The organism is Inquilinus sp. NPDC058860 (assembly GCF_042743185.1).
GTDB lineage: Bacteria > Pseudomonadota > Alphaproteobacteria > DSM-16000 > Inquilinaceae > Inquilinus.
The window spans coordinates 1-20,975 of record NZ_JBHYMS010000086.1; the positions used below are offsets into that span (position 1 = coordinate 1).

19 protein-coding genes are annotated in these 20,975 nt (G+C 66.8%); 2 read left to right on the forward strand and 17 right to left on the reverse strand.

From position 1 onward, the window contains the following. Positions 1–374: 374 nt before the first annotated feature. From ACFW16_RS33865 to ACFW16_RS33920, 12 genes are all read right to left on the reverse strand, one after another. Complete coding sequence (locus tag ACFW16_RS33865) at positions 375–557, reverse strand: hypothetical protein (RefSeq protein WP_380313510.1); 183 nt, start codon at positions 555–557, stop codon at positions 375–377. A gap of 476 nt (positions 558–1,033) precedes the next feature. After that, the gene (locus tag ACFW16_RS33870; RefSeq protein ID WP_380313511.1) at positions 1,034–6,079 is read right to left on the reverse strand and encodes a DUF6531 domain-containing protein; all 5,046 of its coding nucleotides are present in this window, start codon (positions 6,077–6,079) and stop codon (positions 1,034–1,036) included. A 78-nt stretch (positions 6,080–6,157) separates the two neighbouring features. After that, a complete protein-coding gene (locus ACFW16_RS33875) occupies positions 6,158–6,574 on the reverse strand; it encodes a hypothetical protein (RefSeq protein WP_380313512.1) in 417 nt (138 codons plus the stop codon). A 102-nt stretch (positions 6,575–6,676) separates the two neighbouring features. Continuing rightward, positions 6,677–6,880, reverse strand: a complete 204-nt coding sequence (locus ACFW16_RS33880; RefSeq protein WP_380313513.1) for a hypothetical protein — start codon at positions 6,878–6,880, stop codon at positions 6,677–6,679. 546 nt (positions 6,881–7,426) lie between these two features. After that, complete coding sequence (locus ACFW16_RS33885) at positions 7,427–8,107, reverse strand: prepilin-type N-terminal cleavage/methylation domain-containing protein (protein ID WP_380313514.1); 681 nt, start codon at positions 8,105–8,107, stop codon at positions 7,427–7,429. Continuing rightward, positions 8,104–8,490, reverse strand: a complete 387-nt coding sequence (locus ACFW16_RS33890) for a type II secretion system protein (RefSeq protein ID WP_380313515.1) — start codon at positions 8,488–8,490, stop codon at positions 8,104–8,106. Before ACFW16_RS33890 ends, ACFW16_RS33885 begins: the two co-directional genes overlap by 4 nt. Further along, positions 8,480–8,956: a GspH/FimT family protein gene (locus ACFW16_RS33895; protein WP_380313516.1), complete on the reverse strand. Its 477-nt coding sequence runs from the start codon at positions 8,954–8,956 to the stop codon at positions 8,480–8,482. Before ACFW16_RS33895 ends, ACFW16_RS33890 begins: the two co-directional genes overlap by 11 nt. Positions 8,957–8,985: 29 nt before the next feature. Further along, the gene (locus ACFW16_RS33900; RefSeq protein WP_380313517.1) at positions 8,986–10,203 is read right to left on the reverse strand and encodes a type II secretion system F family protein; all 1,218 of its coding nucleotides are present in this window, start codon (positions 10,201–10,203) and stop codon (positions 8,986–8,988) included. Then, positions 10,200–11,888, reverse strand: coding sequence for a GspE/PulE family protein (locus tag ACFW16_RS33905; protein ID WP_380313518.1), 1,689 nt, complete (start codon positions 11,886–11,888; stop codon positions 10,200–10,202). Before ACFW16_RS33905 ends, ACFW16_RS33900 begins: the two co-directional genes overlap by 4 nt. A 116-nt stretch (positions 11,889–12,004) precedes the next feature. Then, the gene (locus tag ACFW16_RS33910) at positions 12,005–12,595 is read right to left on the reverse strand and encodes a hypothetical protein (protein ID WP_380313519.1); all 591 of its coding nucleotides are present in this window, start codon (positions 12,593–12,595) and stop codon (positions 12,005–12,007) included. Beyond that, positions 12,592–13,164, reverse strand: coding sequence for a type II secretion system protein GspM (gene gspM, locus ACFW16_RS33915; protein WP_380313520.1), 573 nt, complete (start codon positions 13,162–13,164; stop codon positions 12,592–12,594). Before gspM ends, ACFW16_RS33910 begins: the two co-directional genes overlap by 4 nt. 2 nt (positions 13,165–13,166) lie before the next feature. Beyond that, positions 13,167–14,222, reverse strand: coding sequence for a PilN domain-containing protein (locus tag ACFW16_RS33920; RefSeq protein WP_380313521.1), 1,056 nt, complete (start codon positions 14,220–14,222; stop codon positions 13,167–13,169). 211 nt (positions 14,223–14,433) lie between these two features. Between ACFW16_RS33920 and gspD the strand changes: the two genes are divergently transcribed. After that, entirely contained in the window at positions 14,434–16,641 is a 2,208-nt protein-coding gene (gene gspD, locus ACFW16_RS33925; RefSeq protein WP_380313522.1) for a type II secretion system secretin GspD, read from the forward strand. 37 nt (positions 16,642–16,678) lie between these two features. Further along, complete coding sequence (locus ACFW16_RS33930; RefSeq protein ID WP_380313523.1) at positions 16,679–17,491, forward strand: hypothetical protein; 813 nt, start codon at positions 16,679–16,681, stop codon at positions 17,489–17,491. A gap of 138 nt (positions 17,492–17,629) precedes the next feature. On the opposite strand, the gene ACFW16_RS33935 is transcribed toward ACFW16_RS33930, so the two are convergent. The 5 genes from ACFW16_RS33935 to ACFW16_RS33955 all read right to left on the reverse strand — a co-directional run. Beyond that, a complete protein-coding gene (locus ACFW16_RS33935) occupies positions 17,630–19,255 on the reverse strand; it encodes a tetratricopeptide repeat protein (protein WP_380313524.1) in 1,626 nt (541 codons plus the stop codon). A gap of 260 nt (positions 19,256–19,515) precedes the next feature. Beyond that, entirely contained in the window at positions 19,516–19,803 is a 288-nt protein-coding gene (locus ACFW16_RS33940) for a hypothetical protein (protein ID WP_380313525.1), read from the reverse strand. Next, complete coding sequence (locus tag ACFW16_RS33945; RefSeq protein ID WP_380313526.1) at positions 19,800–20,210, reverse strand: hypothetical protein; 411 nt, start codon at positions 20,208–20,210, stop codon at positions 19,800–19,802. The genes ACFW16_RS33940 and ACFW16_RS33945 overlap by 4 nt, the downstream gene beginning before the upstream one ends. Positions 20,211–20,365: 155 nt before the next feature. After that, positions 20,366–20,764, reverse strand: a complete 399-nt coding sequence (locus ACFW16_RS33950; RefSeq protein WP_380313527.1) for a hypothetical protein — start codon at positions 20,762–20,764, stop codon at positions 20,366–20,368. A gap of 49 nt (positions 20,765–20,813) precedes the next feature. Then, positions 20,814–20,975: hypothetical protein (locus ACFW16_RS33955; RefSeq protein WP_380313528.1), on the reverse strand; the 162-nt coding region annotated here is incomplete at its 5' end.

Below are 20,975 nucleotides of genomic sequence, written 5' to 3' on the forward strand. Positions count from 1 at the left end.
CAGCTGCATGGCGATCTCGGCCAGGCGCGTGAGCATCCGGACCTGCTGCAGCGCGAGGCTGCGGCAGTAGGCCTGGATGTCGAGATCGGAGTCCGTGCCCTTGTCCATGGAACATATCATGAACTAGGTGCGCAGGTTAAGGCAATAGACATTGCGTCAACCATCTGCCTGGGCTCCGAGACCTGGTCGCCCGTGGTCCAGGTGAAGGCGCTGGTCGCCTTCGCCTGGCTGCCCGGACGCTCTCCTCGCCGGCCGGTGCCTTGGCGGCCTTCCGGTTCAGGGCGCCGGATCAACCGCCCCTTCGCTCGTGTCAGTCGGGGACGAAAGCTCGCTAAGAGCGTATTGTCACCGCAACCTCCAGCTAGCTTAGAATTCTATCGAGGCGCCTTCTCATCGTCTTCATTGTGCAGATCGAATACCGATCCGGGACCATATTTACTCTCAATAACCTCCTTCGCTTCCCTCAAATCCTCGGCGAATACCGCCACACGCATCCCTGGCCCGGAAGAACCTGGGATCCAGATCATGGCACGATACCGCTTGGTGTGAGTGGTCATAATCTGGATCCCAGAATGCCCTACCTGTATGGCTTCAGCACAGCGCAGCTATAGCAGAAGCCTCCGATCGTTATCCCAGGCCCGTGGTGTATTCCGCGATCTCCTGGTCGCCCAGCGACAGGTAGCGCGTCGTCACCCCGTTCACCGTCTTGGCGCGGCGGCGCCCGATCGGGTCGTAGGTGTAGGTCACCGTCGTGCCGATCTTCGACGCCGACAACCGCCGGTGACGAAGCTGGCGTCGCTGCAGGCCGCCGAGCTCCGCTGGTGGTCCTGGTTGCAGGCGTCGTCGATCGTCACCGACCCGCCGGCGCTCCAGCCGTGCGCGGTCTCCGAGACCTGGCCGCCCGTGGTCCGTCTTGCGGTTTGGGGCACCGGATCAATCGGCCCATCGCCTCGCCATTCGAATTCAAAGCATCAAAAGTGTTTTACCATATAATAATTATTCTAATACTTGGGTAAACGTGAATTCTCCTTCCTCATTCCTCTGATAACATTGAGCCCAGGCCATCGGCCAGGTGATAGCTGACCGCCCCCGCCGCCGTCACCGTCGCCACCGGCTCGTCCAGCCCCGCCCCGTAGACATAGCGCCGATCCAGCACCGGGGTGGAGCCCGTGTACTCCGCGATCTCCTGGTCGCCCAGCGGCAGGTATCGCGTTGTCACCCCGTTCACCGTCTTCGACGCCCGCCGCCCCAGCGGATCGTAGGTGTAGGTCGCCGTCACCGAAGGCGCCGTCCTCTTCGCCGAGACCAGCCGGTTCTCGCTGTCGTAGCCGTAGGTCCACACCCCGTCCGAGGTCAGGTTGCCGTTCGCGTCGTAGCCGTAGGCCGTGCCGCCGACCGAGCCGTACTGGTTCAGCGTGTTCGGGACATAGGCCGGGCTCGCCGCCGCCAGGCCCGACGGCAGGAACGTGTCGTCGCTCCACGTCGCCGAGGTTCGCTGATGGTCCTGGTTGTAGCCGTAGTCGATCGTCACCCCGCCGCCCGACCAGGCATGCGCGATCTGTGCCGGCTGCCCGCCGAGCGTCCAGGCGTATTTCGTCGTCGCCTTGCCCGACGTCCCGGTCCCGAGGACCGCCTGCGCCCGCTGCGACAGGCTGTCATAGGTCAGGTACACCACCCGCGTGTCCGCGCTCTGCGCGCCGGTGTACACGCCCGCCAGCCGGTCCCGCGCGTCGTAGACATAGGTCACCGACCAGGCCGGCGTGCCCGGCCAACTCAGTGAGCTCCGGTTGCCGTTCGCATCCAGCGTCCAGCTCACCGTTCCCAGCCACGGCCGTGTCGCGCTCACCTGCCGGCCCGCCGTGTCGTAGCCGAAGGTGTAGTCGGCCGTGCCCGACTTCGCCGACAGCATCCGGCCGGCGAAGTCGTAGCCGTAGGTGACGCTCTCCTCCCCGGCCGGCGCCTTGGTGATCTTCCGGTTCAGCGCATCGTAGGTGAACTGGATCAGGTCGCCGGAACGGGTCCGCGTCGTCGTCTCGTTGCCGTTCGCGTCGAGAGCGTGCAACTCGTAGGTGCTGTCGGGATAGACGACCTGGGCGAGGCGCTTGAACCCGTCATACTTGTAGGTGAGCGCATTGCCGTTGCTGTCCGCCAGGCTGGCGAGCAGGCCGCCGGCATAATAGGTCCGCGTCTCCCGCGTCACCGCCCCGAAATTGACGGTGATGGACGGATCGAGCGTCCCGGAGACGGTGTCGATCAGTTGGGTCGGATTCGAGACGGCGTCGTATTTGTGCACCACCTGCCGGCCGCTCGAGGAGGTCTCGGTCGCCACCCGGCCGAGGCTGTCATAGGTGGTGGTCTTCTTGGTCCCGTCCGGGTTGGTGACGGTGCTGACCTTGCCGGCCGCGTTGTAGGTGGTGGTCGTCGCCAGCCATCTCGCCGCCTGGGTCGATGTCGCCGGGACATAGCGCGAGACGGTCGTCTGCCGATTGTCGGCGTCGTAGCCGTAATCGGTGACATTGCTGTTGGTGAACGGCGCCGGAGGCCGCACATCGAGCAGATTGCGGCCGGCGTCATAGGTGTAGGTCGTGGTCAGGCCGCGGGGATTCGTCTCCGTCGCCTTGTCGCCCCGGGCGTTGTAGGTGTAGCTCGTCGTCAGATTGAGGTGACCGGAATCCGCGTCGACCGTCGTGCTCAGGAGATCGAAGGTCGTCGCGTCATAGGCGTGGGTGGTGAGGGTGCCTTCCGGGTCCCTTTGACCGAGCACCTGCCCGCGGGCATTGTAGGTGTAGGTCGTGACCGGGGCGGCCGAGGTCGCGCCGGGCTTCGCGACCACGGGCTGGGTGACCTTGATCAGGTTGCCCTTGGTGTCATAGGCGTTGGTCGTGACCGCGCCGCGGCCGTCGGCATGGGTCAGGACCTTGTTGAAGGTCGAGTCATAGGTCCATTTCTCGACAATCGGGGCCGGCGGCTGGCCAGTCGTGACGTCGACGGCGCCGGGGAACGGATTGGTGGTCCTGGTCAGGACGTTCGAGGCGGCGTCATAGGTCTGAACGACACTGTCGCCGAGCGGATAGGTCGTCTTGATGGGTCGGCCGATGCCGTCATAGGCGAAGAACGTGTGCTCTCCGAGCGGATTGGTGTCCTCGAGGTGATTTCCGTTCCGATCGTAGTAAAGGATGCGGCTTCCGCCCGCCGGGTTTATCTCCTCGCTCCGCTCACCGTTGGCAAAGAGCAGATACGAGACATTGCCAAGGGCATCAGTCTGCTTCTGAACCTTGCCCAAGGCATCATAGGCATTGGTGACAAAAGCGGTCGACGGAAAGGACGGATAGAAGATCTGGGTCAGCCGGCTGGCCGTATCGTAGAGATACTTGGTCGTGTGATTTCGCTGATCGGTCAGGTTGGCCAGGTTGCCCGCGGAATCATAGGCATAGGTGACGCTGGTCGTCCCATCGCCCACATTGGTCAGCCTTCCGGACGTGTATGTGAAGGTCAGCGTCCGTCCCATGCCGTTCGAGACGGAATGCAGGACCTTGGCCGCGCCGGTGCCGCTGTAGGTGAGGCTTACCGCATTGCCGTTGGGGTCCTTCCAGCTGGCGAGTTTCCCGTCCGTATCGAAGCTGTAGACGTTCTTCGACTTGTCGGTCATCATGATCGACTTGTCGGTATTGACGACGATGCTGGACGCGCTGCCGGGCGGCGGAACATAGGCCGCGCCGCCGGAAGCGGTCGGAATCTTCGTGAACTTGGTCGTTCCGTCCTGGACAGTCAGAGTCACCGCATTGTCGACGAGTTGGTCCATGAGCCAGCTCGCCACCAGCGAGGATACGGTGACATTCTGCAGGGCTATCTGGGACTGGGAGGACAGGTCCTTGATGACGAACAGCGCCACCTCAGTCGGGACCGCTGAAAGCGGATTGTGGTCTCCAAAACCCTCGTAGCTGTCGCTGTCGACCGCCGCGGTCATCATGAAGTTGTGGCGCCAGCCATATCCGAGATCGGTCTTCTGGTCGGCGCGAGACGAGTCGTAGTCGCGCTTGATGGCTAGGCTGAACGGGAAATCCCCGCTTCCCGCCTTCAGGTCATCCTTGCTGTACTGGAAGGATCCATTCAGAAGATCGATCGGATCCTGGGTCGTCGGGCGCTCCACCCCCAGTTGGTAGGTACTCCAAAGCTGGAAGGTGCAGGTCAGGCCGTTGTCATAGCCGAGCCAAGTGCCGAACCCGCCGCTGTACCCGCCCGATATTTTGTATGCGATGGACAGGTTCCCGGGTACCGAATTGATCTCATAGTATCCGTTGCCGGACCAGGAGCCGACAGTGCGTTTGCCGTTTTGCGGGAGGAGCAGTTGCGATGACGCGCTCGACTGAATGAACGCCGTCATCTCGGCGAGATCGGCGGCGCTCCAATTGACCAGAGCAGCCTTGACTGAAGACCAGTTCGACGGATTCGCCTCGATGAAGCCGGTCCCGTCGCCGTTCGAATAATCGAACATGCGAACGGTCGAGACCGCTTCGTGGTCTTGCATCTGCTTGACCGCGGTCGATTCCAACGAGCTGTTGAAGATGCTCGTTCCGAGAATGCCGCCGATGAGCGTATTGGTGTCGGTGGAGGTCCTGGCCGACGTCACGCTGGAGATCTGGGCCGGAAAGTCGACATAGCCCGAACTGGTCTTGCCCGCGATCCCCATCGCTTCGTGCCGGACCGCGGTGAACCCGAAGTATTGGGCGTAGTTCTGCGCCACGCGGCTCGACTGGCTCAGATAGGCGGTGCCGATGGCGGCCAGGCTTTCCCCGAGCAGCGGTTCCGACGTGTCGACGCTCCCGATCTTCCGCAGATGCGCCACCGCATTCTGATGCCGCGTCAGCTGGTCCCGGTCCATCTCCCCGGCCACCAGCATCAGCGCGAAGGCGCCGCCGGTCTTGACCTGGGGCCGCACCGTCCAGGTCGCGAAGCTGTCGCCGGCCGGATACGGGTTCTGCACGGTCATCGACACCGTCTGCGTCGCGCCGGCCGCGGCCGCACCGGTGCCCAGCACGGCGCCGTCGAGCGCCAGCACCGGCTGCGACGACGCGTTGTAGAACAGCGTCAGGCGCTTGCCGGCGATCTGGCTGGCATAGAGGGTGTTCGAGATCGTCGGGCTGCTGCCGTCGGCGTGGTCCGAGACGGTGACGGTGTAGACGGTCTCGAACGCCGCCGGCAGGTCGGTGTACAGCGTGCCGCCCGCATTGTACTGGACGCCGTACTCGCCGTTGGTGATCTCGCGCCCGCCGAACAGCGCCTTGGCCGAGCTTGTCGGCTTGTTGGCACGGATATAGTCGGCCAGCTTCTGGGCGTAGCCGTTGAGCAGCGAGGTGATCTGGCTCTTGTTCACCGCCCGGATCGAGTTGACGCCCGCCGGCAGCCCGCTGACGGCAGAGGAGCCGCCGAGGGCGTCCGAGAGGAAGCTGCCCTGGGCGTATCCCATGGCCGCGCCGATATCGATCGGCGTATAGGCGGCGTAGGATTTGAACGACGGGTCGAGCTCGTAGGTCGTGGAACCGACCGTGGCCTCGGTCCACACGACGTCGACGGCGACCTGCTGGGGCGCCCCGCCCGTGTTGGTGCAGGCCGGCGGCGCCACCTCGACGCAGGCGGAGAACCCGCCATTGGCCAGCGTGTTGTTGAAGATCGCGGCATCGTTGTCGATGCCGAACAGGTTGGCCAGCGCCGCCGGGGCATAGGCGATCGCCCCGTAGCGGAAGTTCGCCGTGATGCAGGACTGGCGCAGCAGGGCGACGAACAGGACGTTCTGGTCGATGTTGTTGCCGCGATGGTCCAGATAGGTGACCAGGGCGCCCTTCTTCGATCCCCAGGTCGGCGAATAGTCGATGTTGTAATAAACGTATTCGTAGATCTGGTTGAGGTTGTAGTTGAGCGCCCGCGCCAGCGCCGCGATCTCGGGCTCGGCACCGGGCGGCGTGCAGCTGAGGGTCGGAACGGCGGCCTGCGCCTCGCGGGCCTGACCGCCCGCGAACAGCAGGAAGACACTGGCGACGATGACGAGGAACGGGCGCAAGAGCGCGCTGGTCATCCGCATGATGCATCTCCCGAGGGGAGTTGATCGGCTCGGCCCGAATTGCGATCGCGGGCCGTCGGATTGAGGGTGGGCCTAAGCCTAGCGAGCCGTGGCGGCGCCGGCCGCGCCGCCGCCGGTCCCGGCCGCCGGCGGCTTCGGCGCGATCGCGAAATCCGCGCGCGGAAAGCCGGAGGGACCCTTCGGATCGGTGGGCAGCTCATGCCCGAGGGCATTGACGCCGACCACGCCGCCGCCGGTGCCGGCGGCCGCAGTCGCCTGGCGGGCGGAGACCGATGCCGCCGCGGCGGCCGGCAAGGCCGGCACATCGCTCGGCGGCACGACCCGGCCAGCCATGAACCTCTCTCCCTCCGCCGGCGATACCAGCGGCATCACCAGCTGCGACGGCGGGGCCACGCCCTCCGTCGGACCGAACGGCACGCCTTGTGCCACCCCCGGGCTCGAGGCACCGGCCATCGCGACCAGCGCAAGGCCGGCCAAAGACAGACACGAGCGCATGTCCCCTCCTGCTCGTGGAGCGGCCAGCCGCCTGCCGCGACCGACCGGCCCCGAAAACGCAGCATTCCGAGCGCCGCCGTGCTCGCCACGGCGATCGCGTGATTACTTGGTGGTGGTGGTCGACTTGGTCCGGTTGCCGGCCTTGTCGTAAGTGTAGGTTGCCTGATTGGTCGGATAGTCGTCCTTCACGACCCGTCCGAGACTGTCATACGAGTAAGTGACCGTCGCCGGCGTCGCCGCCGTCGCCTGGGCACCAATCGTCGCCGCCGCCAACACGATGGCGGATCCAAGTCGCGTCTTTGCCACTGAGTTCCCCCACTCTGATATGCATTACGGCAATAAAATTCGGTTCACCGAAATCGGTGCACCCACAACATTGACACCATGAACGCCGCGCCCTTTCTCGAAGAACAGCGCGGAATACCAGGATCGACGGTGCAGCCGCCGCGATTGCCCCGTCGACTTACAAAAAGTTAATTCGCGGGAGACCCCTGCCGTGAGGAGGACAGGACCGCTCCACCCCGCCGCCGGTTCCTCTCGGACATGGGTAACGTTCCCTGTGGCAGGAGGCCTGGATTACGAGGATTTAATTCAGTGTTCGGCATGCGCTTCGAATGACGCTCAATTGTGACAGGCATTTGCCGTGAAATGCCAAAGACGCATGGCAGGCAGTCCTACCGCGCACCCTCACGACCATGCGCGGGGCGATCGATTTTCAATATCGGGATGAATTTTTGTTTCGTGAAATCAAATCCCCCGAGTCTCAGCAAGTCAAAACGCACGAATCGACTTGAGATCGTTTTCGAATCCCTAAATAGCCACCCGGGATTCATGGGCCTGCAGTCCTGAAGCCTATGGCGAGCGGGGCAGGCTGCAGCCATTGCGGCCTGACCGGCCCTCCCCTGACCCGGAAAGGCACGCGGGCTCGGCGTCGACCCGGAACGGCACCACGATCTCTGGCCAGCCGTCGGACGAGGATGATGAAATACTCAGCCGGATGAGCGCCGGGGGAAAGGCTGCGGTCCAGGATGGCTCCCAGGCGGCCGCACCTCCCGTCTGGGAGCTTCCGCCGGCGAAGTCGAATCTGGCCGGTCCGGGAAACTGTCCGACGATCACGTCCTCCGTCGCCCGGGCGGGGTCGGGGACCGGATCGCCGGACCGGTACGGCGCCCGGCGGAACCGCAGCCTGGTCCCCTCACCCCGGGCCTCGAGCGTCAGCCACACCATGGCCAGCTGCGGTCCGCTGGGTTCCGGCGGCTCCTCCACCATCAGCGACAACTCGTCGGACCTCCCGGCGAAAGCCATCGTGGGGCCATCGCCGCCGGCGACGTCGAAGCGGACCGCCGATGCGGCTTCGCGCGACAGCAGGTCGTAGGCGGCGATATAGCCGCCGCTGCGGTGCGACACCGCGTCGTTGCGGTCGCCGCGATCCATGAACAGCCGCAGCCCCGCGAAGATCACGGCCAGCACCATGCCGACCACCACCAGGGTCACCAGCGTCTCGACCAAGGTGAAGCCGCGCTGCCGGGTCACGGTGTGGGCTGCGCCGCGACGCGCAGGCCGGACAGGACGAAAGGCGGCCCATCGTCCTTCCGCACCGAAACGCTGACCTCGACCAGGTCGAGCCCTCCCCCGGTCTCGTCCTGCCGCCCGGCCGGCGCCGGCCGATGCGCCGCCACCGTCCAGGCGAAGCCCGCATCGCGGCCTTCCACCGGATGATCGGGGTCCAGCGCGATCGTGGTGCCCAGCTGCGCCATCAGCGATTGGGCCAGCACGGCGGCCTGGCGCTCCGTCTCGATCCGCGCCAGCGTCCGGCTGCTGCCGGTGATCCCCTGGATCGCCACCGGCAGGACCAAGGCGATGATCGCCAGCGCCACCACCGCCTCGACCAGCGTGAAGCCCCGCTCATCGCGCATCGGCACCATCCGCCGGCAGCACCAGCCCCGTGCGCCAATGCACCAGGACCTCGAACGGAAGGCCGTCCGCCGTCAGCCGGATCCGGCCGCCGGTGGATTCGCCGTCGGGAAAGAACCGGATCGCGGTCTCGGATTCCGTCGTCGCGGCTTCCTGCGCCGAGACGACGTCCAGCTGGACCCCGGCCGGGATCGGGTGCCGCTTGCCCCCGTCCCGCTGGAACCAGCGCTGCCGCGGGTCCAGCGCCACCACGGTCTCCCTGCCGGTGGTGACCGCATCGCTGCGCGCCAGGCGCAGCTCGCCGACCAGGCTGTCCCGGACCGCCCGGAAGTCGGCCTTGGCCATCGGCCGGGCGAGGGATGAAGTGACCAGGGTCGCGGCCGCGGCCATGATCACCAGCACCACCAGCAGCTCGAGCAGGGTGAAGCCGAGCGGCGGCCGCCTTCCGGGACCGCCGGGCTGCCGCATCCGGCGCGGTGTCGGGACGGCCGGCACGATCAGACGGCCAGATCGTTCAGGCCCAGTATGGCCACCAGGATGGACATGACGATCCCGCCGACGGCAAGGCCGAGCCCGATGATCAAGGTCGGCTCCAGCAGGCCGACCAGCCGCTTGATCGCATCTTCCAGCTGCTGCTCATAGGCGTCCGCGATGTGACCGGCCGTCAGGTCGATCCGGCCGGTCTCCTCGCCGACCCGCAGCATCTGGACCGCGAAGGCGGGGAACAGCCCGGTTTCCGCCATCGGATCGGCCAGGCCCCGGCCCTGCCTCACCCCGGTGACGACGGTGTCGAGCGCAGCCGAGACGGCCAGGTTCGGCACGACGTCGCGGGCCAGCTGCAAGGCGTTCGGCAGGTCGACGCCGTTCTCCACCAGCGTCGCGAGCGTGCGGCAGAACCGTGCCGTCACGAGGAGGCGGAGCAGCGGCCCGACCAGCGGCAGGCGCAGCGCCATGCGGTCCAGGGCGCCCCGCATGCGCGGCACGGTCAGCGCATGCCGCAGGCCCAGCAGGCCGGCGAGCGCGGCCAGCATCAGCAGCCAGCCATCGTCCTGCAGGAAGCGGCCGAGGGCGACGACCACGGCCGTCGACGTGGGCAACGCCGCGCCGGCATCGCGGAACACGCTCTCGAATTGCGGCACGACATAGGTCAGCAGCAGGAAGATCGACGCCAGGGACACGAGGACGAGCAGGGCGGGATAGAGCAGCGTGGAGGTCACCGTCCCCCGGATCTTCTCGCCCCGCTCGCGCAGCTCGGACAGGCGGGCCAGCACCACGGGCAGCGTGCCGGAGCTCTCGCCCGCACGGATCATGTTGATGGCGATGCGCGGGAAGACCGGCCCCAGCGCCTCGGCCGCGACGCTGAGGCTGGTGCCCGCGCGCACGCCGTCCAACATCCGCTGCGCCAGCCGGCCAACCGTACCCGCTTCGTTGCCGCCGGTCATGGTCACCAGGGCGCGTTCGAGCGGCTGCCCCGCCGACAGCAGGATCGACAGCTGGCGGATGAACACGGTCACGTCGCGCGGCCTGGCCCGCCGGCCGCCGCCGGTTGCCGGGCTTCGAATCCGGCCGGGCGCGGCGCGCGCCGGAACGGTTTCCAGGGGCACCTGGCCAAGCCCCTGCAGCTGGCGGATCACCGCCGCCTCGTCCGCGGCTTCGATCTGGCCCTCGATCAGGTTGCCGCCGGCATCCGCCGCCTTGTAGGCGAACAGCGTCATCGCGAGGTCTCCTCGGTGACGCGGCGGACCTCTTCGAGCGTGGTCAGCCCGGCCAGGCATTTCTCCAGCCCGTCCTCGAACATCGACCGCATGCCGGCGGCGCCGGCCGCCCGGGTCAGCTCGGCGGTCGAGATCCGCCGATGCAGCAGCTCCCGCAGTTCGTCGGTCAGCTCGAAGAACTCGAAGATGCCGATCCGGCTCGTATAGCCCAGGCCCTCGCAGGCGGGGCAGCCCACGGCGCGGTACGTCATCGCCCCGGCATCTGCAGGACGGCCGAGGTGTTCGAAGACCTCGGCCGGAACCGGATGGGGGACCCGGCACACCGGGCAGAGCTGCCGCACCAGGCGCTGGCCCATGACGCCGCGGATGGTCGAGGTCAGCAGATAGCCGTCCACGCCCATGTCCAGCAGCCGGTTGATCGCGCCGGTGGCGCTGTTGGTGTGCAGGGTGGACAGCACCAGGTGTCCGGTCAGCGCCGCATGGACCGCGATGTTGGCGGTCTCGCCGTCGCGGATCTCGCCGACCATGATGACATCCGGGTCGTGCCGCATGCTGGACCGCAGCACGCGGGCGAAGTCCAGCCCGATCTGCGGCTGCACATTGGTCTGGTTGATGCCGTTGATCTGATATTCGATCGGGTCCTCGACCGTCAGGATCTTCCGCGTCGGCTGGTTCAGGATGCGGAGGGCGGAGTAGAGCGTCGTGGTCTTGCCGCTGCCGGTCGGGCCGGTGACCAGCAGGATGCCGTGCGGGTGCGCCAGATGCCGGCGAATGCCGTCCTCCACCGCGGGCGAGAGGCCGAGATCCTGGAGGTCGAGCGCCATCCCCTTGGTGTCGAGCAGGCGGATGACGACGTTCTCCCCATGCATCGTCGGCATCGTCGCCACGCGCATGTCGATCTTCTGGCCGCCGGCGGTGAACCGCGCCCGGCCGTCCTGGGGCAGGCGCCGCTCGGCGATATCGAGCCGGGCGAGGATCTTGATCCGGCTGATCAGGGCCGGCGCCAGCCGCGCGGGCGGCGCCGTCATGTCCTTGAGCAGCCCGTGGATGCGGTAGCGGAGCTTCAACGCCTCGCGATAGGTCTCGAGATGGATGTCGGATGCCTGCAGCCGCATGGCGTCGGCGAAGATCTGGTTCACCAGGCGGATCACCGGCGCTTCCTGGGCCAAGTCCTTCAGCTGTTCGACATCGGGGTCGCCGATCGCGTCGCTCTCGATCTCGATGCCGTCGGAGATCCGCTCGATGGTCGAGCGGCCGGCCTCGAAATACCGGGCGTGAATATCGGCCAGGTCGTCCGCCGCCGCCACCACCGGCCGGACGCGCTTGCCCACCGCCATCTCAACGGCCCGGACCGCGAAATCATCGGCCGGGTCGGCCATGGCGAGCGCAACGTCCTCCCCGGTCTCCTCGATGGGAAGGAGGCGCGAGGCCTTGAGGAAGCGGGCGGGCAGCTTGTCGGTCAGGATCGGCTCGGCGGGGAACTGCGCGCGCGTCGCCAGGGGCAGGCCGTACAGGATCGACAGCGCCTCGGCGTGATCCTGGCTCGAGACCAGCCCCAGCTGCGTGATCAGCGTCGCGATGGGCTCGGAGGACGATGCCTCCAGCCGCGTCAGCCGGGCGACGTCCTCCGGTCCGAGCTTGCCGAGCTGAACGAAGATCTCGACCAAGGATCGCGGCTGATCCATCGCCGTGCCACCCGATAGGCTGGAATTCCGATCGGTGATCACGACCGGGCGCGCCATGATGGCCGCAGATCCGCGCCGGGTAAATGCGATCGGCGGCCGCTCACATCCAAATCGCGTCACTGTAGCGCGGCGCCGGCAGGATCGTCCGGATCCGCCGGCCCCCCTGCGGCACGTTGGGGCGTGAACAGCCGCATCCATCGTTCGTCGGCGCCGCCCGTCAGATGGATGCTCGTGTCCGAGATCGTCTCGACATGCCATCCGCCGATATCGTCGCCCGCCCGCACCGTGACCGCGGGGCCGCCGGCCCGCGGCCGCAGGATGGCCAGCACCCCTCCCCGTCCGCTGACGATCCCGACCAGCGCGTAGTCGGTCCGGTCCACCGGCGGAGGCGGCGGCGGCTCGGGCGGAGCCTCGGGGACGGGCGGGGGCGCTTCGGCGACGGGCGGCGCCGGCGGTGCCGGCCGGCGCGTGGGTGCGAAGAGCGGCCGCGCCGACGTGTCGGTCAGCCGATCGATCGAAACGAGACGGGGCGCCGGCGCATCGACCGGATCCGCTTCCTCCGGATCCTCGGCGGCAAGGGCTGCCGCCGAGGGACGCTCCACGGCCCGGGCCGGTGCGGCACGGTCGTCGGGCAGCAGCAGCGATGCGGGCAGGCCGACGAGGCCGAGCGCGATGACGCCCCAGGTCACGGGACTCAGGCGCGTCATGCCGGCTTCCCTGCCCCCGGCATGTAGCCATACACCTGGAAGGTGATCGACAGGACCGGGTCGGCGGCGCCGGGTTCCGCCGTGCGGATCTCGAGGTCGTCGATGAACAGGTCGGGCAGGCCGCTTTCGACCGCGTACAGGACCCGCTGCAGCGGATCGATCCGCGTCGACAGCGTCACCCGCAGCCCGACGCGGAGATAGGCGCCCTCCTCCCGGGCGGGCAGCACCGCCGCATCCTCCATCTGGGCCCCGGCGCCGTCGATGATGGTGCCGACCAGGCGCTGCAGATTGGCGCCGCCGATCGCCGCGTTGGCCCCCGCCAGGAAGCGGTCCCCTTGCCCGAGGGAGGCGCGCAGGGCGTCCCGCCGCTGCAGCAGGCCGGGCTGCCGGGCCGCGACGCGTTCGAGATCGGCAACCCGGGCGGCGATCTCGTCGCGCTCCTCGCCGGCGCGCAGCAGCATCCTGGCCTCGACGGCGAGGCCGGCCAGCGGCAACGCGACGACGATTCCGAGAATCGCCAGGGCGATCCATCGCGGGCCGATGTGAAGCCGGAGCGCCGGCGTCTTCACGGCTAAGGCTCCAGCCGCGGCCGGATGTCGGCGCCCACCGCGAATCGGTCCTTTCCGAGCTCGCGGTCCCGCGTGCTCGGCGCCTGGAACTTCGCATCGTGGAAGTCGCTGGAGCTCTCGAGCGACCCGATCAGCATCGACGCATCGGCGGCATAGCCGGCCAGCCTGAGGGCCCCGCCGGACATCACCAGCTCGGTCAGCCAGACGTCATCGGGCAGGATGCGGGTCACGGCCTCCAGCACGATCGACGCCGCCGGTGTCTGGCGCCGCCTGTCGTCGACAAAGCGCTGCGCCTCCCGCAGAGCCCTGATATCGCCCTGCAGCTGCCGCACCGCCTCGACGTCCGGCTGCAAGGCGGCCAGCTGCGCGCGCGCCGCATCGATCGCCCGCTCGCGCTCCCGGATCTGCCAGCCGAGGACACCCGCGGCGCCGACGGCCAGAAGCAGCATTGCCGCGGCCACCGCCGCCGCCGCCCGCCGGAGGCTTCTCGTCTGCGACGGAGGATCTGCCTGGCCGGACGGCGGCATCAGGATCTGCCTGCCGCCGCCGTCCTGCGCGTCCAGCTCGATCGCCGCGATTCTCAGGCCGTGCTCCGCCAGGCGCTGCCGCAGCGACTCCACCTTGGCGCAGGGGACGATGGTGATCGCGGCCTCGATCTTGCGTCCCCCATCGACCAGCCGGGCCACCCGGCTGTCGAGAAAGACCTGGGCCCCGGCCCAGGGCGTCAGGCGGTCCATCTCGAGCCGGGCGATGCCCGGCACGGCGGGAGCCGCCATCCGAGGGAGCAGGAATGTCCGCTTCAGCGCCCATTCGCCCGGCACGCGCAGCACGACGGTCCGGCGCCCGGATCGCGGCGCCCAATCGGCAGCCCGCCGCTTGTGGCCGGCCTCGGTGACGAACAGATCGCCGTCGATCGCCTCGGCCACCGGCTGGCGGTGGCGCGGACCGATCGCGCCCGTCAGCCGCTCCGGCAGAAAGGTCCGGAGCTGCCGGGACCACCAGCCGAATGCCCGCGCGACCGCACCGGTGAGCGCATCGATGCTGACTGCGAGGGCCATCGCGAGGCACCGGACCAACAAGCCGAAAGGGGCTCGATTCCAAACACGATTGGCGGCCAGCGTCCAATGAAAGCGATGCGGAGCCTTTTCCCATTACGCAATGCACGCTCCTCATCGCGTTCCTGGACAGGACCCTATCCACATGGTAGCGGAGGCTTCAGATACACCCTGCGGCCCGGCCTTTTTGCCGAGATCAACGAGTGACACTCGAATGGGCGACGTTCGTCAGGGGCAGGCCGCTCGTTCTGGCCGATATTCAGCCCTCATTTCTATGCTGGTATTGATGTCGTTGGCTGGCTGTGACAAGCCGCCACCTGTCAGTACTTCGATGACCGTCGACCAGGCAGCGCGTGCTTCGTTCGATGCTCCGGCCCGATTTCCGAAGACGACCACCGGTTCGGTCTCCGTTGCGCAGTCGCCGAATGACCTTCGCGCGCCGCAACTGTACTTCGGCGCCGAAGCCGCCGTCTCCCCCGCTGTCCAGACAACGCCGGTGACGGTGGGCAGCGAGGGCACGCAGATCAATTTCGAGAACGCGGATATTCGGGACTTCCTGAAGGCCGTCCTGACCGACACGCTGAAGGTGTCCTACACCGTCGACGCGCGCGTCCAGGGCACCGCCACCGTGTCGACCAGCAGGCCGCTCAATCGCGAGGACCTGCTGGCGACGGTCGAGACGGTCCTGCGCAGCGACGGCGCGGCCATGATCCCGTCCGGTTCCGACTATCGAATCGTGCCGGCCAACGAAGCCTCGGGCGGCCGGGTGGCGGTCCAGCTCGGTCCCGATCCGACCCCGCTGCCGGCCGGCTACGGCGTCACCATCATTCCGCTGCGCTACGTGCAGGCGGCGACCGTCGCGCCCCTGATCTCGCCGGTCGCCAACAGCAACGTGGTCCGGGTGGACCCGACCCGGAACATCATCGTCCTGGCCGGGCCGAGCAGCGACCGGACCGCGCTGGCGGAGATGATCGCGTCATTCGACATCGACGCCATGAAGGGTGTCTCGGCCGGCCTGTTTCCGCTGCACCGGTCCGACCCCGCCTCGCTGATCCAGGAGCTGCGCTCGGTCTTCAGCCAGGGGCAAGGCAATTCGGCCCAGACCGGCGTCGACTTCCTGCCGATCCGGCGCCTGAACGCCATCCTCGTCGTCACCCGCCAGCCCGGCCGGCTGCGCCAGGCCGAGACCTGGATCAACCGGCTGGACCAGGGCGACAAGCAGGGCAAGCAGATCTATGTCTACCAGGTCGAAAACGGCACGGCCGAGAACCTGGCGTCGATCCTCAGCCAGTTCTTCGGCGGCGGCTCCGCCAGGACGTCGGCCCCGATCGGCGAGAGCAGCACCGTGGCCCCCGGACTGCAGCCGCAGACCGTCTCGAGCGAGGGCGCGATCCCGTCGCGCCCCGGCGGCGGCGCGCCGGCGGATTCGTCGAGCGTGATGTCGGCGGGAGAGAAGCTGGGCATCCTGTCCAACGACCTGAACGCCACGCTTGCCGGGGACGGCGGCACTGCATCCGGCCGGGGACAGGACGGCTTCGACGGAGCGCAGGTCGTCGCCGACAAGGAGCGGAACGCCCTGCTGGTGATGGCGACGCCGCAGGCCTGGCGGAAGATCGAGGCGGCGATCCGCATGATCGACCTGCCGCGATACCAGGTCCTGATCCAGGCCACGATCGCCGAGGTCCAGCTGAACAACACGCTGCGCTACGGCGTCCACTACTTCCTGGAGAACGGGAACTTCTCCTCGATCTTCACCAGGGGCAACGGCTTCAGCGTCAACCCCACGGTCCCGGGCTTCAACTTCATCATCAGCAGCGGCAACTTCAACGTGGTGCTGGACGCGCTGTCGAGCGTCACCAACGTCAAGGTGGTCTCGTCGCCGTCGCTCGCCGTTCTCGACAACCAGACGGCCGAGCTGAAGGTCGGCGACCAGGTGCCCGTGATCACGCGCGAGCAGCAATCCACCGACAATCCCGACGCGCCCCTCGTCAACAACGTCGAGTACCGCGACACCGGCGTGAAGCTGGAGGTCACACCGCGCATCAGCCCCGACGGCCAGGTCACGCTCGACCTCAGGCAGGAGGTCAGCAACGTCGTCCGGAGCGACAGCAGCACCGCCATCAACCCGACGATCTCGCAACGCGAGGTCGGCACCACCGTGTCCGTCGCCAGCGGCCAGACGGTGATTCTCGGCGGGCTGATCTCGGACTCGCAGAATGCGAGCAATGCGGGGATTCCCGTGCTGCGGGACATCCCGCTCGTCGGCAACCTGTTCTCGGATGTCGATCGCAGCCACAACCGGACCGAGCTGGTGATCATGATGACCCCGAAGGTCATCCGGAACGCCGCCGACGCCAAGGCGGTGGCCGATGAGGTGCGCTCGCAGATGCAGATCTTCGGCGCCGGGGGGAAGAAGCCGTGACCCCGGCAAGGGCCGCACCGATCCTGCGGGCCCGCGCATGAGGCTGGGCGGCAACGAGGACGGCTACGCCGCGGTGCTGGCCCTCCTCTTCGTCGCCATCGTCGCCACCCTGACCGTGTCGATGACGCGGTCGACCTCGACGGAGTTCCGGATCGCGTCGAACGACGTCCGCGCCATCCGGATCCGGGAAGCCCTGGCCAGCGGGGTGGAGTTGGCCGTGTTCGAGATCTCCGAGCGGTTCGCCCGGCGAGCGGGCTGGCTGGGGAGGTTGAGCGTCGCGCGCGACATCGGCACGGCCCGCGTCGAGGTGGAGGTGACGGACGAGGCCGCCTTCGTCGACCTCAACAAATCCGATCCGGCTTTGGTTCTGGGCGTCTTCGCCCAGGCCGCGGCCGGCGTTCCTGCACTGTCACAGGACCAGATCGCCGCCGCGCTGCGTCAGCGACCGGCCCCGTTCCAGACGACGACCGAGCTGCATGACATGCCGGGCCTGGGTACGGAGCGGATGCGCGAAGTCGCGCGGCGAACGACCGTCTTCTCGGTGGATGGACGCATCAATCCGCTGGCGTCGGATCGCGAGGTCCTGGCGTCCCTGCCCGGCGTGTCGCCCGAGAACCTGGAGGCCGCCATTCGCGATCGCCCCACGTCCGACAGCCCGGCCGACATCGCCAGGATGCTGGGCGACCTGCCCTCCGCCGCCCCCCTGCTGCGCCAGGACGCCGGGCCGATCTACCGGGTCGTCGTCACCGCCCATGCCGGATCGGCTCGAGGACGCCTGGAGGCGACGGTATGGGTGGGCGCAGACAAGATCCGCCCTTACCGCGTCCTTGCATGGCGCGAGGGCTGGTGAGCGCCGGAAATCGACGTCATTCGCCTGCGACGGGCCTGGGACGGCACCCCTTGGGCGCGACACGAGGACTGGAGCGCGGCACCCGGACCTCGGCGCCCTTTCGCAGACGGCAAGCGTCAGAACCGGCGTCGTTCCCCTTCAGCGGCCCAGCTCCGCCAGGCGCGCCCGGGCCTCCTCACTGCCCTGCGCCGCGGCTCGCCGGAACCAGCGGACGGCTTCGTCGGGGTCCTTCCGGACCCCGCGGCCCTCGAGATACATCACGCCCACGGATGTCTCGGCGGCATCGAAGCCCTGGTCCGCCGCCATTCGGAACCACCGCAGGGCCCCGGCGTCGTTCTGCTCGACCCCGCGCCCCTGCTTGTACATGACGCCGATATTCTGCTGGGCGTGCGGGTCGCCCTGGTCGGCGGCCAGCCGAAACCACCTGAGCGCCTCACCGTCGTTCCGCTCGACGCCTCGCCCCGCGTAGTACATGAAGCCGAGATTGGTCTGCCCGTCTCTCTGGCCCTGATCGGCCACGCGGCGATACCATTTGACGGCTTCGCCGTCGTCCTGGGGCACCGCGCGGCCGAACTGATAGAAGGTGCCCAGATCGGTCTGGGCTTCCGGGTATCCCAAGTCGGCAGAAACCCGGAGCCACTTCGCGGCCTCGCCGTCATCGCGCTCGATGGCTATGCCGTCGCGGTAGAAGGTGGCGAGGAGATAGCTTCCGACGCCGTCTCCTTGGACAGCCGAAGCACGAAGCCACCTGAGGGCCTCTCTGTCGTCTTGAGGCACGCCCCGTCCGAAATGGAGCAGATACCCAAGGCTGCGTTCTGCGAGGGCGTACCGCTGCTCCGCCGCCGAGCGATACCACCTGGCGGCCTCCGTCTCGCTCTGAGCGACCCCGCGCCCGTTCAGGTACAGGTTGGCCAGGTTCCACTGGGCGATCGCGTTTCCGCTCCGCGCCGCCAGCTCGAACAGGTTGAACGCCACCAAATCGCTCTGCGCGACCCCCTGGCCGTTCAAGAACAGCAGCGCCAGGTTCTTCTGGGCAGAGACGTCGCCATGGGCAGCCGCGGGCCAATACCATCTCGCCGCCTCGCGGTGGTCCTGCGGCATGCCCTGGCCGACATCCAGCATGTAGCCGAGCATTCTCTGGGACTGGACGTCGCCCTGTTTCGCCGCCGACCGGAACCACCGGCCGGCGACGGCAAAGTCCTGGGCCACTCCGGTTCCGTTGTAGTACAGCGAGCCGAGATTCTGCCGGGCGAGGGCGTCTCCCTGCTCGGCCGCCCGCCGGTACCAGCCGAGCGCCTCGCCGTAGCTCTGCGGGACCCCGCGGCCGTGCTCATACATGAAGCCGATGCTGCGCCACGCCGTGATCAGGCCCTGGTCGGCGGCGAGGCGGTACCACCGCAGCGCTTCGCCGTCGTCCCGAGAGACGCCCCGCCCCTCGGCATAGAGATGGCCGAGGGCATCCTGGGCCAGAGCGGCCCCCTGGTCGGCCGCCATGCGATACCACCGGACCGCTTCGCCCGGATCGGGCGCGACCCCGAGACCGTCGCGATAGGCCTCGCCGAGGAGAGTCCGGGCACGGCTGTCGCCTTGCCCGGCAGCCTGGCGCCACAGGCGCAACGCCGTCGAATAGTCGAACCGGGCGAGCGCGGCGGAGCCGTCTTCCACCAGGCCGGCCGAGGCTTCGCAGGACAAAAAGACACAAGAGATCAGCACAATGGCGAGGTGACCGAATCCAAGCCTTGCATCAGCGGTAAAGCTGCTCATAAAGCGCCCCTCTCACCATCGATGCGAGCGCATCTTTCCGGCCGAGACCTATGGCGCCGCAAATCTGTCTCGACCTTGAAGCGATCTTGCAGCCAAAGCTGATCGTCCGCTGTCCGACCGGCGCCTTGCTCATCACCCGGTTCCGCGCGCCGTAGACGGACTTGATCTGCGTCCCTCGCCAAGTCCGGGGGAAGATCGCCAGAAGTGCACTGTCGCCGTATTTCGACCGTTCAAATCATCCCACGAGATTCAGATGCTTGTCAGGAAACTCTTCTAAAACGATACGGCACTCCATCAAAAGTCAATGTCAGGACACCATCATCCGAAAGAGAAAATTGCGTGCGCTCAGTTCGGGGGGATGAAGGTTGATCGGTTATGATTACAGAACCCTCGATTCGGTACAGAAGCTTTATGATCTGGTGCTTATGACGGCTTCGGATCGTGTAGGTCAGGTCGCCGTATTCATCGAACTTGGACAACACGTCACCGAGATCGGCCAACGCTCGCGCATCTTCTCGGTCGACCTCCCATGCACCGATCAGACTCATGCCGTCTCCTGCCGTCTACTCGCTTTTTGGCCGCCGAGCCTCAGGGGGTAGCCGGGATCCTCTTGACCTATTCCTCCCATAGTAAGATCAAGCACCTGCCCATCGGCCTTCGCGATCACGACGACCATCGGGGCGACCGGAGGCAGAGATCGGAGATCTCCCGCGGCCGACCCCACAATCCTCCACCGATCCCCTTGATCCTCGACTCTGAGCGGCTCTTGGATCGCGAGAGCGTCTGCCCCAAAGCGGGATCGCCAGAGGGCTGCCGCGAGCTCCTTCGCAAGGGCTTCATTTTTGACCAGTCCTCCAGACGCCTTGATGATCTCCATCCGCCCTGATGCGGCATTGATGTTGATGCCCTGAACCATGGCGCCCGCCCCAACAGAGATCAGAAAAGTAGTGAACATCCTGGCCTTCCTGGACCGCTCGAACACGAGAGCAAACGCACTCTTGCCCCAGACGCAGGCGGAAGGCTGCCCAGGCACATTGTCACCGAAATCAAATTTGGAATTCGAATTCGCGAATTCGCGTCATCGCAATTCGGGGCAACCCATCGTGAAAATCATACTTCCTCCCATGAAAAATCTGGACAAATCCCACCTACGCTCTGGAAGTAACAGGCGATTTTCTTCACCGCATCGATAGGCATACAATATCGAGATGGAACAGGGGTAGGCGTTCCTCCAAGCAGAAATTCAAAACACTCATCGCTGATGGCCTTCTGATTGGAAACAGCCATTAGATATGGAAGCTCTCCATCCGCCCTACTGTGTTGAGCGCATCCACGATCTTTGGACAATCCAATCAATAAGTTGTAGCCATTTTCTCCAATCAGCTCACAAAAGACGGAACGATCGAGATCGATCCCGGATAACAACTTCGCGAGATCTTCTTTTGTCTCGATCATCGCCCCATTTTTCGGATTGCCATCATTCTGGCGGTCGAAGAATCGTACCTTCATGATCAACGTCCAGAGAAGGGAACAACCGTTCCGTCAGGTAGCACAACGTTCATTGAGCTTCCGTTCGGAAGCATTCTTGGCAGCAATCTGGAGCAGCTTGAGCAAACAGCCGGATTTTGCCGTTCGCGTCCAGCGTCCAGCTCACCGTCCCGAGACCCGCCGCCGTCTCGCTCACCCGCCGGCCGGCGGTGTCGTAGCCATAGGCATAGGC